The following is a 15021-nucleotide window of genomic DNA, read 5'->3' on the forward strand; positions in this document are numbered from 1 at the left end:
GCCGCCTCGTCGAGATGACTCCGCGGCGCACATCCCGAAAAGCCCAAAGAGCGCCATCCGCCGCGAGCGGCGCTGTCGCTTCCGAACATCCAGGATCGTCATAGAGGAACCTGACTTGAGCGAGCAATTCGTATTGATCACCGGCTGTTCGGGAGGGGGTAAGTCAACCCTGCTCGTAGAGCTTCGAGCTAGGGGCCAACATGTTGTTGAAGAACCAGGGCGCCGGATCGTGAAGCATGAACTCGAAAGCGGTGGAGGAGCCCTTCCCTGGATTGATCAGGCGGCCTTCGCACGGCAGGCGATCGAGATGGCGCTTGCTGACCGAGTGGCAGCTCAAACCCGTTCAGGGTGGGTGTTCTTTGACCGTGGGCTCATCGATGCCGCGTCAGCGCTGGAAACCCTCACGGGGGAACAAGTGCTGGGAAAATTGGCAGCGCTGAACCGCTATCACCGACGCGTCTTCATGGCTCCGCCCTGGCCTGAGATCTACGAGACGGACCCAGAGCGCCGACATGGTTTTGAAGCCAGTCTGCCTGAGTATCATCGTTTGGAGCAGGCCTTACCTGTCTTGGGATATGAGGTGGTCTCGCTACCAAAGGTGACGGTCTCCGCTCGCGCCGACTTCGTCCTGTCCGTACTCTCAACCTGAGCCGGAAGGTCCATGGTCGCAAGCGGACCTAGGCGTCACGCGCGGAAAGTAGATGCGTACTGGCAGTTGCAGCCGAGCCACCGCGTGGTGCTAATTGTCTGAAGCGGAGCCTGACGGAGGCTTTGCTAGGGGACAATCGCTGTGGGTGAGCCTGATGTCGCGGCGAACTTCTTCGCCAAACCGCAACACCTGGTGAAGGTCAACCGGCGGCGGCGGATGAACATCTGGCGCTCCGGCCAAGGGTCTCCAACCGTCGTCCTAGCGCCGGGGTTCATGGCCGTGACCGCCGACTGGGCTCGCGTGCAACCGGCCCTTGCGCGAACCGCCCAGGTTGTCTCCTACGATCATGCCGGCCAGGGATTCAGCGATCCTGGACCGCTCCCCCGCAGTCCGGCGCGGACGGCAGCCGATCTCAAGGCCGCGTTGGTGAGAGACGGAATCGAACCGCCCTACGTGCTCGTTGGCCTTTCCATGGGAAGCTTCGAGGTTCGCCACTTCGCACATCAGTATCCGGGCGAGGTCGTCGGGATGGTGCTTGTGGACCCTTCATTCGACGACATGGCGAAAAGGTTGCTCAAGGTGACCCCCAGCGATCAGGTCTGGATCGAGAGCCAGTTCACCCACCTCAAACGCTGTGAATTGGCCGCCAAGGCCGGCGATCTTCGGCCGGGCACCGATGCCTATGCCGCCTGCGTATTTCAACCGCAGCCCGACCTCACCGAAGCGCTCAACAAGACCTATCATGACATGTCGTTGCAAGCGTCCTACTGGCGCTCGCTTGCCTCCGAGTTCTCCTTCGCCGCGCGCGACAAGGCCGACTGGCCCCTCGCCGACATGCCCCTGATCGTACTATCCGCCGGCGACCGGGAACGGCCGCCACGCCCGCCCGAAGAAGTCGAAGCCATCCAGCGTGTCTATGCCGACGCGCATGAGCAACTGGCCGCGCTATCGTCGCGCGGCGCGCGGCGAGTTGTTCCCAACAGCAAGCACGCAATCCAGTGGGACCGACCGCAGGCTGTGATCGATGCCGTGCGGGAAGTGATCGCAGCGGTGTGCGGTGGACCCGCCTAATCTACATGTGGCGACGGCTACACGTGACCCGGCATTCTAGCGACCGCAACGAGTCGTGAACGGTACCAAGCGCGGTCGCCGCAAGCTGACGTTCACCGGTTGAGCCCACCGTGGTTTGCTGACGTTGATCGTTCCGGGAGTTTCGCTATCTCTCTGAAATGGACATCCAAGTACGTCACGCAACCGATCGGGACGGCGCGGCCATCAAGACTTATTTGACCGACCTACGGGCTGAGGCGCCTGACACGCTTCGCCAACGCCCGCCCCCCGGTCCAGGCGAAATCGAGTCATGGCTCGCCTCCAAACTGGCGCTCGACCGCTCCTTCATACTCGCCGCTTTCGACAGCGGCGCCGTTGTCGGCCTGCTGGACCTTCAGGCGGGGCAGAGGAGCGACAATCGCCATGTAGCCCGCTTCGGCGTGTCAGTTGGACGAGCTTCCCGAGCACGTGGCATCGGAAGAAAGCTCATCGAATGCGCGTTAGTCGAAGCCAAAGCTTGGCCGGAATTGTGCAGAGTTGAGCTTGAGTGTGTCTCTTGGAATACGTCGGGTCTTGCGCTCTATCAAAGCCTTGGCTTCGAGATCGAAGGCATCAAGCGCAAAGGCGTAAACTTCAGGGGCCAACCGGAGGACGACGTCTTCATGGCCATGGTTTGGTAGTGGTAGCCGAGGCGGGCGTTCTGCGGTTGGTTGCGACTGGTGCGCCTGCTACCCGGATTTCGAGACCTTCTAGTATGTCCTCCACCGTCATCCGTGACTGTCAGCCGTCCGACCTCGAGCCCTTGGCGGAGCTTTGGTTTGCAAGTTGGGCTTCAACGGGGCTGGCGTTCGCGGACGGAGTTTCGGTCGCTGGAAACGTCATCCGCATCGAAGCCGAGATCGACAATGGTTGGGTGGTTCGCGTTGCGGTCCGAGACGGTCAGGTCATCGGGTTTTTGGCCATCACCCCACACGAAGGCAGGTTGAACCAGTTGTTCGTTGCGCCTGAGGCGCACGGAACAGGCGTCGGAACTAAGTTACTGGAGGATGCGAAGGCCAAATTGCCAGACGGCTTCTGGCTCTGGACGCCGCGCGCCAACATCAACGCCACCGCGTTCTATACATCCCGGTCACTGCACCTCGATCGTTATGAGCAGGACGGCGAGACGGAGATGGCGATCTTTAGCTGGCGGTAGCTCCGCCTAGAACAAGACCATTGGCCAAAGCTTGAGCGTCGGGCGAACATCGCCCACCCTCGGCAAATGACAATGCTAATCGTGGCCCGAGACGAGCACTTCGCATGGCTTCTTGGAGAAGGTCCGCCCCCCGACCCTCTACGCGAAGCTCCCGGCGGCGTGGAACAACGACGCATACTCAGATGGCTTCGTGCGGCCTCTGCGCGATTGGAGGCAGCCGGGTGCCTCGGCTCCTGGCTGATCGTGGATGAAGGCGAGGTGGTTGGCCTGTGCTCGTTCAAAGGCCCTCCTGACGCCACAGGCTCAGCCGAAATCGGATACGGGATAGCCGAAACCCGTCGACGAAATGGCCACGCCACGGAGGCCGTGAGACTCTTGTGTGATGAGGCTGGTCGAGTGGGTGGCGTGAGGGCTCTGCGGGCGGAGACCGCCATCGACAACCCATCGTCACAGCGGGTACTGGAGCATAACGGCTTCGTACAAGTAGGCGCACGCCACGACCCGGAGGACGGCGATCTTCTCCTCTGGTCCAAACCCCTAGGTGCGGGGGCTGGAGACCCGCCAAGCACACCGGAAGCTGACACCGCGAACGACCGCTGAGGGTCGATTCTCACCGTCGGGGTCCGGGCCGAAACTCTCCGTTCGCGGCGCCGTGGCTCGGCAGGTTTGAACGGCGAGTTTCCAGCGGCGTCCTAAACTTCCGCTCGTGGCGCAGGGCTGCCTTTTGCCTTGGACCGAAGAGCAGACCACTCAAGTGGTGGGCGTCATGCAGCTCCGCTAGGCTCAGCCACTTATCCCAGTAGCCACGCTATGAGCCCTCCGCCGCATCGTTCCAGTCGCCGAAGGGTTCAGGTGGAAACTCGATCCGCGCCGCGACGCCCTGGCGTCGCAGGCGTGTCGCCAGAATCTGCGCCGAAGCGGCGCCATCCAGACCACGATCGGCGGCGATCAGCACTGAGCGCACGCCCGGCGGCGCGCACCAGGTCTTAAGGTTGCGGGTCGACATCAGCGCCCAGCCGGGCAGGTCGAAGCGCTCGGTCGCCGAGAGCGTGGTGAACACCCCCTCGGCCACCAGCATCTCCGGCGCCGCCGGATCCAGTCGCGCGGCCGTGCCGGCCGGCACGGGTCCGACTGTCTTGCGCGCCAGCCGCAGATCCCAGGCTTTCTGGCCGTTCGGTGCGAGGTAGGTGACCTCGACGGCGGTGAACGCGCCCTGCGCGTCACAGATCGCCGCCATCAGGGCCGGCCGCCGATGGCGCGTCTGGACGTAGGCGGAGACCGGCGTGGCGCCACCATGGCGCAGGATCTCGGGGCCGGGCAGGGCGCGCCGGATATGGCGCAGGCGGCAGTGGCGCTCACAGAGCGTCCCTTTGACCGCCCGGCCGCCCTCCCAGAGCCGCCTGGCGGCGTCCAGGCGCTGGGGATCAGGCGGCTTTGCGACCACGGCCGCGCGGGGGCCGCCGCCGGACACAGAGGTCGGCGCGTTGTGGACGTCGATCAGCCGGTTGTCGCGCAGATGATCCAGCACCGCCTTCCAGTCGCCGTCGCCGAAGGTGTGGACGACGACCCGGTCGTCCTCCAGCAGCAGGGAGACCGAGCGATCGGCGGAACTGTGGCCCGGGGCGGGGATATTGGCGCGACGGCCGCCGTCGTAGAGATCGCCGCCGAGCGCCTTGACGATGTGGCTCAGAGACATGGATCACCTCCGCGTTTCAGCGCCGCGGCGCTGCAAGCCCGGCGTGGGCCAGGCCAAGCCCGCACACGGGCTGCTCGCCAAACCAGCCCCTCACTCCGACCTTTGAGCACCGCGCCAAAGCCCGACTCTCCGCATCAAGCGGATCCAGACGCAGTCCGGACACATCTAAAAGTTGTCCAAGCTAGGGCGCGACCCGCCAAAATTGGGTCCAACTATATATAAATATTGCCCCGCAACCATCAGTGGCGTCCTGGGTTTCAACGACGGAGACCGCCACGCCCGTCGGTTGAGTCGGCGCGTTTTAAGCTGTTCTCTCGATGGACGCCTGCTCAGCGCCAGCTGAAGCGGGGGATGGACCAAAGAGACCGCGCTTAGCGCGTCTCGTCACACGCAGGAGACCTCTGATGGCGACCATCGGCACTTTCATCAAGCGTGGCGACGACCTGCACGGCGCGATCCGCACCCTGACCCTGGACGTCGACCTGGTGATGCGCCCCGCCCCGAAAACCAAGGCGGATGGCCCCGACTTCCTGATCTACGCCGCCGGCACCGCCAAAGGCCCGAACGGCATCGACACCCAGCTGGGGGCTGGCTGGAAGCGGACCTGCGATCAAGACTGCCTGCACATCGACGTCGAGCTTGACGACCCGGCCTTCCCCGGACCGCTCTCCGCCACCCTGGTCGAAGACCACATCGCGCCGAGCGGCGAACGCTTCAACATGGTCTGGGCGCGAGCCTAGACGCGAAAGCCTGGCCTGCCTGGGGCGTGGCTTTCGGAATCTCCGCGAGGATGGGGGCGTTGCGGGGACCACCCCCGCTGGAGGGGGTGACCGGAGACCCTACAGGCTCGGGGCCAGGGGGAGGGCGCTCCCCATCTCACAAGCTATTCAACTTATACGGTTATCGTCTCAAAAACACGAGTTGACGGAAAACAGGAAGGTCGACCACTGATACAGTGATGTTGCCGATTTGCTGATAATTGCATCAGCTTGGCCACGCCATCGGGGATGCTTTCGTTGACCAGAGACCTCGAATCCCCTCCGGGCCAACCTCATCCCAGTGCAAAGACCGGGACCAGCGAAGAAGCCTGGATCGTAGGGTCCAACCCCGAACAGGCTATCCGTATGCGGAGCCTTTCAGTCTATCTCAGCAATGGCGGCGCCCTGACGGATGTCCGCCTGGTCGAAGGCGAGGACGAGCGCTGGACAATGTTCGTGCGGCTGATCAACCGGCCGGGCGAATATCGCCTGAACCTCTTCAAGTCCGACCAGCCCAAGACCTACCGGGACGTCGACCTGGCCATCGCCACCATCCGCGACGACTTCGGCTACTATGGCTCGATCACCCTGGCGACCGAGCAGCGCCCCAAGATCGGCAAGGCCCAGGCCAGCCCAATCGCCGATAGCGACGAGGACTAATCGCCTTCGGTCGCTGCAGGGCCTGCGCCGGACAGACGCTGAACGGCCGGCTCGTTGGAGGCGGCCTTCAACAGAGCGTCCCAGCTGTCAGGCGGGGTATCCTTGTCCAGCATCCCGCGAAAAACCGCATAGGCGTCGGTCTTGGCGCCATAGGTGCGCAAGGTCGTCTCGTCGTTGACCCAAGCGTAGACGATGATCCTGCTTTTGGAGTCGTAGCGGAAAAATAGGCGAAAGCGCCCGCCGCCGAACTTGGCACGGAACCAGTGCTTTCGATCCGCCCCCAGGGTCGTGCCCTGGCGATATTCGACCCGGGCGGGATCTTCGGGGATGACCTCGAAGATCAGCCGCCGCAGCGCCGCCAGCAGTTTGGCGTTCGCCCCGGATTGATAGGTCTTGGGCTTCTTCGCCCTCTCTCGCTCGACCGCCGCGACCAGTTTGTCGAGCTGATCTAGGAGGAGAGGGTGGGCGAACAGGTCCCAGCCCTGGACAGCGACCATCGGTTAGAGCGCGACCGCGCCCTCGATGGGCGCATTGAGATCGACTTCCAATCCCGCGGTCAGGGCCTCGATACGGGCTCGCAGGTCCGACGAGACCGACTGGATCCGCTCCGGATGGGCGCGGATATCAGTCGCCAGGAATTCCAGAAAGGCGCCGAGCGCGGGGTCTTCCACGGCCTCGACGCGGTGGAGGCTCACCCCGTGCTCGTCGATCCGGTAAGCGATCTTGCCCCCATAGTCGGCCCCGAGCGCCTGACGGACCGCCTTGGGTATGGTGGTCTGGCCCTTGGCGGTGATGGTTGCGACCTTCTCGATGAGCGGCATGGCAAGGACTCCTCGGCGGACTATGTAAGGGAAATCCCTTACTTTTGCAAGCGCCGTCACCGCTTCCTCACCGTCAGCACCACCCGGTCGACGAAGACCCCTACGGTCTCGGCGGCCAACTTGATCGCCTCGCTGTAGTCCCGCTTGATCCGGTCGGCGGCGAGGCCGGTCGGCGTCGAGAGGGTCAGCACCCCATCGACGATCCCGTGGAATCCGATCCGGTTGAACCAGCTGCCGTGGGCGCCGTCCCGGATCAGCCGCCGGACCTCGGCGTTGATCTCCGGCCAGGGCGGATCCTCGGCGCCGGGCGCGAACATCAGCGGCGCCAGCTCCGGCTGCGGCTCGAACACCGCCTCCTGTCGTGGGGCCGGGGAGATTTCGGCCGGCGGGATGTCCCCCTTCTGCTTCAGGATCCTAGCCAGGTTGAGCCGCAGGTCCGGCACGCCGCCGGACGGCTTGGTGGCGAAGGCGCCGAAGTAGGCGCAGGGGCTTCGGACCTCGGGGTCCTCCAGCGCGATGGCCAGCATGGTGACCACGCGGATGCCGTGGCGGGCCCATCCCCATTGCACCGACAGGCTGTTGTTTCGCTCAGGGTCCGGCAACAGCGACGGCGCGGCGGCGGCGATCCGGGCGGCGTCTTCCGGCGTGGCCGTGGACGGGTCTTTCAGGACGTGGTCCGGGACTAGCGGGGCCAGCCTCGGGCAGATGCGCACGGCGCTCTGAAGCTCCTGGCGGACCATTTCCGCGTGCACCGAGGGTCCAGGGGTCGCGCCGGCGAAACCGCTGGCTCCCCCTGGAGAGCCAAGGGCGCGGACCGTGCCGGTGCGCCGGGGTTGGCCCGAGGATCCGTTGGTCTTTCCGTGCTTGGGCCGCGGAGCGGGCCGCTTTTCGGAATGACTTCGCGGGGTACCCGCGTCCTTCTCAGGTACAGAATAACCGAAGTTCTTTTGGGACTGTTCTAGGCGCCGGGATTCTGGCGCCTGGGCGCTATATTTTGTCGGGAAGGCTACCGCCTCCGACAGAAGAGCCCTGCGGGCGGCCATCGCCTCACGGATCGAGGCGTCGACCGCCTCCAGCTCGTCGAGGCGGGCCATCAGCGGGCGCAGGTCGTAGGCCTCGAGCCCAGCCGGCCGGTTGGCGCGATTATAGTCCCGCACCATGAACCCGGCCGCCTCCAGGCCGCGCCGATTGGTCCGGGCCTGGCTCTCGCTGCAGCCGAGATATTCGGCGATCAGGCCCGTGGACGGCCAGACGCAGGCGATGTCCTGCTCCAGGCGGTCGTCGTTCAGGTGTTCGACATAGAGCAGCAGCGTCATACGCTGCTGCGTCGTCAGCATCGGCGTGCCCTTCAGCACGGCGGCAGCGACGCGGGCGATACATTCGCCTGGTCGCCAGCGCCAGGCCTCGGCCTTCGCGCAGACGTCTTCGAAGTTGTCCGCGCGCTTGGCGAAGCCGGGCCGCCATTCCACGGAATGCGCGGTTTGCATGGTGTCCCTCTAGGTTGGGACGAGGCCGTTTCGACGGCCCGAAACCGGCAGGCGTTGGAGACGCAAGTCTCCGTTTCCGGCCTTGACGACGCGAAAAGCGCCCCCTAGGGTGACCGGACCAAATCAGCCGCTACCACACGGCATCCTGCGATTTCCGAAGGCCTCCAGCTCCAACTGGGGGCTTTCGCCGTTTTGGGGTCTCGTCTAGGTCAAGGCGAAATTCCTCTCGAATTGCGCCGACCGCAGACGAATCCACCCGCGAATCGGCAAGGTGGAGCGTTGGGTGAGTCTGGCTTGAGGCGAAGCCCGCCAAGCGGGCGATATCGGCCAAAAAGGGCCGTCTCGGCCGGTTGACGACCACGCCCAGTTGGGCGTCCCCGGGGTCGAGTCGATTCTCTCTAAGTGTACCGACGCGCAGAGGTGAGCAACCCGCCGCGAGATCGAGCCGAGATTCCGGCGTAGACCCGGGCCGCGGTCCGGCGGGCATTATGTGGGACTCAACGCACGCTCGGAGAGACGGGCGGGTTGGCCATCGCCCCGCCCGTAGAGAAGGCTGCCGATCGCGTGCTCAAGATCGACCTCGAGCGTCGCGTAGAACGAGCGGCTGGCGGCTAACACTCGAAACTGGGCATCAAGGACGATGAAAGGCTCGTGGATCGCGCCCACGATCGCTTTAGCCAGCGTCTAGGCGTTCACAATTCCATGAAGCTGGTCGCGGGATGTGGCGATGACGTCCGGTAGCGCCGGTGGCGTGAACGGCCTAGGACCTGTTGGCAAAGGGCGAGGAGCCGCACGAGGGTGGCAGGACATGTCATGGGCTTGAGTTGTTCTGATTCGACGGCTCATCCGGACCTGCGGGTCGCGCTGGATCTTGTCTACGCGCCCAATTCGCTCGAATGCTCCGAACCGGAGATCGAGCGGGAGAGTGCGGAATACGGCGCATGCGTGCTCGAACTGGCCGGTCTTGCCGTGCGGTTCCGGGTCGCCAAGATCACGCCGACAAAAGTCGGACAGTTCGTGACCTTATGGAAGCGAATTGGAACAGGTCCGATCCAACCCTTCGATGCGTCCGACCCGATCGACCTGTTCGTGGTCAGCTGCCGAAAGGACGTGCGTTTGGGCCAATTCGTCTTTCCCAAAGCCGTCCTATGCGAACGCGATGTCGTTGCCCGGGAGGGCAAGGGTGGCAAGCGCGCCATGCGCGTCTACCCGCCGTGGGACAGGCCAACGAGCCGGCAGGCGCTGCAAACGCAGGAATGGCAACTCGCTTACTTCCTCGAAACGCCAACAGACGGACCCGTGGACCACGCTCGGGCCCGGATCCTCTATCGCCAGCCTGTTGGGCTGACGTCGACAGCGGACCACTCAGGCCGCATGTCGGGCATGCTGGACGGATGATGATGCAGATGGTCGGCAGCTTCCCCGAGAAGGCCACCCACGCCGGTAGAGAAGTCGCTCTCACGAAATGAATGTGGTGAGCGGCCCTTAGCGTCGGCCCGAACAGCGCATATCCGGACCAGTTGCACCGGTCTGGCCCTCCGGCATGCGGCGGCCAAAGATCGTTCTTTGGGGCAAAGCTCGGTCCATGCAACAAAGCCACGCTTGGCCACGCGTTTGCGGAGAGGCGGCGGGAGTAATGCTGGCCGTTATTTGTCGCCCTGGACAGGCGCCCCCCTAGCCCGGACGGGCTCGCTGTGGCTTCCGACGTTGGGGCCGGTCCCCGTTCCAGCTCCCGTTCCGCCCGACGAGCCGGTGCTGGTGACGCAGCCGAAACGGGCTTGCGAGTTCCAGGGCGTCGGCAGGTTCGTGCCGGCCGAGAATTTCATGACGATAGTCTGCGAGCCACATATTTTAGCCGCGGCCAGGGCGGAGTCCGCAGCGCTCTGCAGATAGCCCAGCTGTGTTGAGCAATACGACGCGCAATTGCTGGTGGGCAGCACGTTGGTTTGCTGGTTGTAGCAGGCCCCGTGATTGGTCCGGCTGGCTAGTAAGGCTCCGCCAAGTCCCAAAGTGGCCGTGCATGAACAGTGGGCCGACTTGATCCCGCTGCAGGGATGCGCCTGCGCCTCAGCACTGTAGCACATGACAATTAGGCCGAAGATCGCAGGCGCTAAATTCGAAATCTTCACGGCATTCGCTCCTCATGACCTTGCCGACACAGCGGTAGGCACAGGGACATTTAGGCGGTTTAACAGACCGAGTATCGAGATAACTGATCTTCTCCCGAGGATGCGGACGGGGTTAGGCCGCACCACGGGCGGGTGTGAAGGCAGACGTGACACCGGCGCGCAGCCCTCATACCCGGAAGCGGGCCACCTTAGGGTCCGCAGAGGGTCGATTCTCCCCGTTAGAATCCGGGCCAACAAGCGGATGTTGGCATCCGGTTCCGGGAAGCAGACATTCGGAACGGGCGAGTTGGGTGGTGGGCTCAACCGGTGACGGCAACACACTCGGCGAGTGTCTCTGCTGGTGTTCGATAGAGCAAGGTCTTTCTGGGCCGTTCGTTGAGCTGGCGGGCGATGGCGCTGAGCTGGGCTTGGCTGTGCACAGACAAGTCGGTCCCGTGGGGCAGGTACTGGCGCAGAAGGCGGTTGGTGTTTTCGTTGGAGCCGCGCTGCCACGGTGAGCGGGGATCGCAGAAGTAGACCGCGACGTCGGAGGCCACAGCCAGGCGTTTGTGGTCGGCGAGTTCCTTGCCCCGATCCCATGTCAGGGACTGATAGAGTTCGCCGGGCAGCTTCTTCGACTGTTTGATCAGGGCCGTGACGACGCTTTCGGTGTCCTTGTTGGCGACCTTGACCAGCATGACATAGCGCGAGTGGCGCTCGACCAATGTGGCGACGTAGCTGTTCCTGGAGCCACCGACGAGGTCGCCTTCCCAGTGACCGGGCACGGCGCGATCCTCGACGCAGGCGGGCCTCTCGCTGATAGAGACTGCGTCCTTGATCTGGCCCAGGCCGTTCCGCTTGAGCGTGGCGTGCCGCGAGCGACGGATGGTCCGCCGAGCTCTGAGGTGATCCAGAAGTTCCTTCTTCAGCACCCCTCGGGTCTGGATGAACAGGCTGCGATAGATGGTTTCGTGCGACACCTGGTTGTGCGGCTCCCCGGGCCAGGTGAGCTTGAGCCAGCCGGCGATCTGCTCGGGCGACCAGTTCCGCCGCAGCTTGGCCGATACTGTCCGCGCCAGGGCAGGTCGGCAAGCCAGCTTGCACCGCTTGGGACGCAAGGCCCGATCCCAAGCCGCCTGATCGGAGCCTGTCGCGCGATACCGTTCCGACCCGCCGTTGCGCAGAACCTCGCGGCTGATCGTCGAGGGCGACCGTCCCAGCGTCCGGGCGATCCCACGTAGCGAGCAGCGGGTGCTGAGCCCTCGGGATATCTCCTCGCGCTCGCCCAAACTAAGCGCCCGATCCGCCCGCTTCCGATCTGGCGGACGGATGCCGCCCGTCGGCGACAGCACCGAAAATACCGACGACGACTCCCGGTCGAACAGCCGTCCGATCGAACTCATAGACTCGCCGGCCTTCCAGCGATCCCAGATCTCAGCCCGCTGGGCCGCCGAGTAGTAGATCCTCTTTCGCTGCTTCATCGCCCACGCTCCATCTCCCAAGGAAAGTTAGCGTGTTGCGGTCACCGGTTGAGCCCACCACGGATTGCGGACGTTCATCAGCCAGACCGCGCGGTTTGACGCCGAGGCATCAGGGGCCGAACATCGCCCTGTCCTGTCGTCTGGGATGGGTTGGCCTCTGCGCGAGAGGCCTGGGGGTTCTGATGAAAAAATGGCTGAAACGAATCGGCCTGGGCGTCGTCGCCGTTGTCGCGCTGACCGTATTGGCAGGGGCAGGCTTCGAGGGTCTCTCCCGGGCCGCCGCGGCCAGGTCCTTCCCGGCGCCGGGCCGGTTGGTGGACGTCGGAGGTGGCCGCCGCCTTCAGCTGGATTGCCGGGGGACCGGATCCCCGGTGGTGATCTTCGAGTCTGGCCTTGACACCCTGGGCTCGCTGAGTTGGGCGCGGGTGCATGGCAAGGTCGCCGAGAGCACCCGGGCCTGCGCTTACAGCCGCGCCGGGATCATGTGGAGCGATCACGCCAACGGGCCATTCGACGTCCGGCGCGAGGTTAACGACCTCCACAAGGCGCTCGCCGCGGCCGGCGAAAAGCCGCCCTTCGTGATGGTCGGCCACTCGCTCGGGGGTCCATACGTGCTCACCTACACCGGCCTCTACGGAGGCGATGTCGCGGGCCTGGTGTTCGTGGACGCCTCCCACCCCGATCAGGTGGCGCGGCTGCGCAACGCGATCGGCAGGGACCTGGATCAGGGCGCTGGTCTAATCAGGGCCGCCGACAGCCTCGCTTGGAGCGGCGCGGTGCGCCTGTTCGCGCCGAAGGGAACCATCGCGCCGGACCACGCCCCGCCGCAGACGGCCCTCGTCGCGGCCGCGTGGCAGCCCCAGTCGATTCGCGCAACGGTGCGGGAAAGCAACGGACTGAACGAGACCTTGACCGTCGCCGGCCAGTACCGGCGGCTCGGCGACCGGCCCCTGGTGGTGCTCACCCGGACGGCGACGGCGCCGCCCGCAGCGCTCAAGGCGATGAAGCTCAGCCCTGATCAGGGGCGCCGGCTCGACGCCGAATGGCGCGCTATGCAGGACGACGAGGCGGCGTGGTCAACTCGCAGCCGTCACCAGGTCGTGGCCGACGCCTCGCATTACATCCAGTTCGACCAGCCCAAGGTGGTGATCGCCGCTGTCGGGGACGTCGTGGGCCTGGTGCGCATCGACGCTTTAGCCCACGAGCGGTGAGACGTCAGGCGACGTCTCCGCCCGTTTGTCGAACGCGACGTTGGTGCCAATCAATCCTTCGGCTCATCGTCTCCAGCCTGACGCTGGACTTGCTCAGTTTGAGGCGGAGGCGGAGGCGTGATCTGCATGTTCATACCGAACATCAGGAGCAACCCCGTTAGAAAAATTGCGCCGCCACGCCGGCGTTTGGCATGGCGCACGGCCACAATACCGAGCGGTGCGCAAAGTACCACGAAGGCCAAGCCGATAAGGAACCAGATCAAATCGCTCGCCCTTGAAGCGCACCTTTAGGTGGGGTCTCAATTCTCAAGGCCAAGTTCCTGGCATGCCGACCAGCCACTGGAGCGTCCGCTCACGGTCGTGAGCGGGCCTTAGCGTGGTCGCCACAAACAGCCGTTCCCAAGCTCGCACCCAACCAGACCTTCCCGACGTCCGCCAAGGGTGGAACGTAGGCCTTACTCGTCCCAGTTTGTCTCGGCCGGCAGGCCTAGATGCCGCCGCGCTTGGTTCACCGTTTGCCTGATGAACTCCGTCTTTCCCGTCGTGTAAGCGGTCGGGTCCACAGGAAATCGCGCAGCCAGCTCCTCCTTCAGCGCCCGGTAAGCGCTCGCCACCTCGGGACGCTCAATGAGCCAATCACGGAACAGGCGTTCGTTCTTGTTTGCCCACCTCTCGCAGGGGATGACATGCAGGTTCACAGCCTCGTCTGAACGTTCCTCGGCTTTCCGGTAGAATCTGCGCTTCCGAAAACCGACCTCCAGCCTGTGATAGCCCAGCGCGGCCAACGCAGGCTCCGCGCGGTCCAGCGCGTCCGTGCCCGCGACAGAGGCCATGATGTCGATAACGGGTTTGGCAGCGAGCCCAGGCACAGCCGTGCTTCCGAAATGCTCGATGTCAAGAAACGGGCTCGGCTCGAGACTTCGAAGGGATGCGCGCTCCACGTTGAAGAGCTCGGGCCAGCGCGCGTTCGCGACCGAGATCTTCACGCCTCCAAGCGCCCGGTGGACATCCTCGACCATAGTTAGACGATGAGGGGATTCATGCGGGATTGGAAGCTCCCGCGGAGGATAGTACGCGCCAGCAGCAGACCTTTCCAGTGCCAGCTACGGGTCGATTTCCCCCGCTAGCCCCCACGCGGAACGCGGACATCTCGTAAGGTGCGCCGGCTCGGCACGACCTCGTGTCGAACTGCGGATCATTGCGCGCCGGGATAGTTAGGCGCCGGAAAGCGTCTTGCCGACGGCGCTCTTCCGCCAGGTCTGGAAGCCGCGATCCGCATCAATGAAGGTCGCGAGCATATGCGGGACGAGTTGGTCGAGTTCGACCGGCTGGCCGTTTGTCTCGACGTAGGCGCGGAGATAGTCCGCCAGATCGACGGCGGCCTTGCCCTTCAGGCGCAGACGCACGTCGAGCGCCTTCTCCTCGAGGTCGATCTTCGGCAGGGCGAGGGTCGTCTTGGTTTCACGGGCCACGTCAGGCTCCTTCTGGGGGATGGAGGAAACCGGCGATCGCCGTGCTGGCGAAGTCGGTGAGCTTCAGGTTGAGGTGATCGAGGCGGCCGCGGATGCGGGCGCAGAGCAGGCCGCAGACCCGCACCGAGATCCGATGCTTGGCCCCGCGCACGGCGGGAAAGGCGACGAGCTGGCCGGCGTCCAAGGCTTCCAACAGGTCGTTGAACGCCTGCTCGTAGACCAGCCGCACGCCGCCTCGCGGGGTCTTGCGCCCGCTCAGCCGCTCGGCGGCGGCCTCGACCATCTGCTCGTGCAGACCCTGGGGCAGGAACAGCCCCAGCTTCTCTGTGGTGGCGGTCATGGCGCCTCGCTTAGGGGTAGGGGGCCAGGATCATGTCTTTGTTGACGATGACCCGCAGCGGCCAACCGGCCCGGATCCGCAAGGTGGCCTGCC

Annotated in this window: 16 protein-coding genes; 8 read left to right on the plus strand and 8 right to left on the minus strand. The window is 64.6% G+C overall.

Annotated elements, in window-relative coordinates; all coding sequences use genetic code 11:
- The 4 genes from AAC997_RS20865 to AAC997_RS20880 all read left to right on the plus strand — a co-directional run.
- A partial coding sequence (locus AAC997_RS20865) for an AAA family ATPase (RefSeq protein ID WP_340647633.1) occupies positions 1–649 on the plus strand: 649 nt, incomplete at its 5' end.
- A gap of 141 nt (positions 650–790) precedes the next feature.
- Positions 791–1720, plus strand: a complete 930-nt coding sequence (locus tag AAC997_RS20870) for an alpha/beta hydrolase (protein WP_340647634.1) — start codon at positions 791–793, stop codon at positions 1718–1720.
- 158 nt (positions 1721–1878) lie between these two features.
- Positions 1879–2379 (plus strand): GNAT family N-acetyltransferase, encoded by a 501-nt coding sequence (locus tag AAC997_RS20875; RefSeq protein ID WP_340647635.1) that lies wholly within the window; start codon positions 1879–1881, stop codon positions 2377–2379.
- A gap of 74 nt (positions 2380–2453) precedes the next feature.
- Complete coding sequence (locus AAC997_RS20880; protein ID WP_340647636.1) at positions 2454–2894, plus strand: GNAT family N-acetyltransferase; 441 nt, start codon at positions 2454–2456, stop codon at positions 2892–2894.
- Between the two features lie 808 nt (positions 2895–3702).
- Here the strand turns inward: AAC997_RS20880 and AAC997_RS20885 are convergent.
- Positions 3703–4590, minus strand: coding sequence for a toprim domain-containing protein (locus tag AAC997_RS20885; protein ID WP_340647637.1), 888 nt, complete (start codon positions 4588–4590; stop codon positions 3703–3705).
- A 404-nt stretch (positions 4591–4994) separates the two neighbouring features.
- Here AAC997_RS20885 and AAC997_RS20890 point away from each other — a divergent pair, with 404 nt between their 5' ends.
- A complete protein-coding gene (locus AAC997_RS20890) occupies positions 4995–5330 on the plus strand; it encodes a DUF736 domain-containing protein (RefSeq protein WP_340647638.1) in 336 nt (111 codons plus the stop codon).
- A gap of 384 nt (positions 5331–5714) precedes the next feature.
- Complete coding sequence (locus AAC997_RS20895; protein WP_340647639.1) at positions 5715–6008, plus strand: hypothetical protein; 294 nt, start codon at positions 5715–5717, stop codon at positions 6006–6008.
- Here the strand turns inward: AAC997_RS20895 and AAC997_RS20900 are convergent.
- The 3 genes from AAC997_RS20900 to AAC997_RS20910 are packed head-to-tail and all read right to left on the minus strand — an operon-like array spanning position 6005 to position 8316.
- The gene (locus AAC997_RS20900) at positions 6005–6505 is read right to left on the minus strand and encodes a type II toxin-antitoxin system YhaV family toxin (protein WP_340647640.1); all 501 of its coding nucleotides are present in this window, start codon (positions 6503–6505) and stop codon (positions 6005–6007) included. The two genes, AAC997_RS20895 and AAC997_RS20900, sit on opposite strands and share 4 nt — an antisense overlap.
- Positions 6506–6508: 3 nt before the next feature.
- Positions 6509–6829: a type II toxin-antitoxin system PrlF family antitoxin gene (locus AAC997_RS20905; protein WP_340647641.1), complete on the minus strand. Its 321-nt coding sequence runs from the start codon at positions 6827–6829 to the stop codon at positions 6509–6511.
- A gap of 56 nt (positions 6830–6885) precedes the next feature.
- Entirely contained in the window at positions 6886–8316 is a 1431-nt protein-coding gene (locus AAC997_RS20910; RefSeq protein WP_340647642.1) for a helix-turn-helix domain-containing protein, read from the minus strand.
- 798 nt (positions 8317–9114) lie between these two features.
- Between AAC997_RS20910 and AAC997_RS20915 the strand changes: the two genes are divergently transcribed.
- The gene (locus AAC997_RS20915) at positions 9115–9714 is read left to right on the plus strand and encodes a MepB family protein (RefSeq protein ID WP_340647643.1); all 600 of its coding nucleotides are present in this window, start codon (positions 9115–9117) and stop codon (positions 9712–9714) included.
- 1030 nt (positions 9715–10744) lie between these two features.
- On the opposite strand, the gene AAC997_RS20920 is transcribed toward AAC997_RS20915, so the two are convergent.
- Positions 10745–11905, minus strand: a complete 1161-nt coding sequence (locus tag AAC997_RS20920; RefSeq protein WP_340647644.1) for an IS30 family transposase — start codon at positions 11903–11905, stop codon at positions 10745–10747.
- A gap of 182 nt (positions 11906–12087) precedes the next feature.
- Here AAC997_RS20920 and AAC997_RS20925 point away from each other — a divergent pair, with 182 nt between their 5' ends.
- Positions 12088–13116: an alpha/beta hydrolase gene (locus tag AAC997_RS20925; protein WP_340647645.1), complete on the plus strand. Its 1029-nt coding sequence runs from the start codon at positions 12088–12090 to the stop codon at positions 13114–13116.
- Between the two features lie 455 nt (positions 13117–13571).
- On the opposite strand, the gene AAC997_RS20930 is transcribed toward AAC997_RS20925, so the two are convergent.
- The 3 genes from AAC997_RS20930 to AAC997_RS20940 form a co-directional block, all read right to left on the minus strand.
- Positions 13572–14102 carry a GrpB family protein gene (locus AAC997_RS20930; protein WP_340647646.1) on the minus strand — a complete coding sequence of 177 codons (531 nt, stop codon included), beginning with the start codon at positions 14100–14102 and terminating at the stop codon, positions 13572–13574.
- A gap of 228 nt (positions 14103–14330) precedes the next feature.
- Positions 14331–14588 carry a DUF2274 domain-containing protein gene (locus AAC997_RS20935; protein ID WP_340647647.1) on the minus strand — a complete coding sequence of 86 codons (258 nt, stop codon included), beginning with the start codon at positions 14586–14588 and terminating at the stop codon, positions 14331–14333.
- Position 14589: 1 nt separating this feature from the next.
- On the minus strand, positions 14590–14928 hold the full coding sequence (locus AAC997_RS20940) for a hypothetical protein (protein ID WP_340647648.1): 339 nt from the start codon (positions 14926–14928) through the stop codon (positions 14590–14592).
- Between the last annotated feature and the right edge of the window lie 93 nt (positions 14929–15021).

It is taken from the genome of Phenylobacterium sp. (genome assembly GCF_037968635.1).
GTDB lineage: Bacteria > Pseudomonadota > Alphaproteobacteria > Caulobacterales > Caulobacteraceae > Phenylobacterium.

Coding starts and splice junctions, on each gene's coding strand:
- AAC997_RS20920 (WP_340647644.1), bottom strand. CDS start 11,905: ATGAAGCAGCGAAAGAGGATCTACTACTCGGCGGCCCAGCGGGCTGAG.
- AAC997_RS20900 (WP_340647640.1), bottom strand. CDS start 6,505: ATGGTCGCTGTCCAGGGCTGGGACCTGTTCGCCCACCCTCTCCTCCTA.
- AAC997_RS20895 (WP_340647639.1), top strand. CDS start 5,715: ATGCGGAGCCTTTCAGTCTATCTCAGCAATGGCGGCGCCCTGACGGAT.
- AAC997_RS20875 (WP_340647635.1), top strand. CDS start 1,879: ATGGACATCCAAGTACGTCACGCAACCGATCGGGACGGCGCGGCCATC.
- AAC997_RS20925 (WP_340647645.1), top strand. CDS start 12,088: ATGAAAAAATGGCTGAAACGAATCGGCCTGGGCGTCGTCGCCGTTGTC.
- AAC997_RS20910 (WP_340647642.1), bottom strand. CDS start 8,316: ATGCAAACCGCGCATTCCGTGGAATGGCGGCCCGGCTTCGCCAAGCGC.
- AAC997_RS20885 (WP_340647637.1), bottom strand. CDS start 4,590: ATGTCTCTGAGCCACATCGTCAAGGCGCTCGGCGGCGATCTCTACGAC.
- AAC997_RS20905 (WP_340647641.1), bottom strand. CDS start 6,829: ATGCCGCTCATCGAGAAGGTCGCAACCATCACCGCCAAGGGCCAGACC.
- AAC997_RS20890 (WP_340647638.1), top strand. CDS start 4,995: ATGGCGACCATCGGCACTTTCATCAAGCGTGGCGACGACCTGCACGGC.
- AAC997_RS20880 (WP_340647636.1), top strand. CDS start 2,454: ATGTCCTCCACCGTCATCCGTGACTGTCAGCCGTCCGACCTCGAGCCC.
- AAC997_RS20940 (WP_340647648.1), bottom strand. CDS start 14,928: ATGACCGCCACCACAGAGAAGCTGGGGCTGTTCCTGCCCCAGGGTCTG.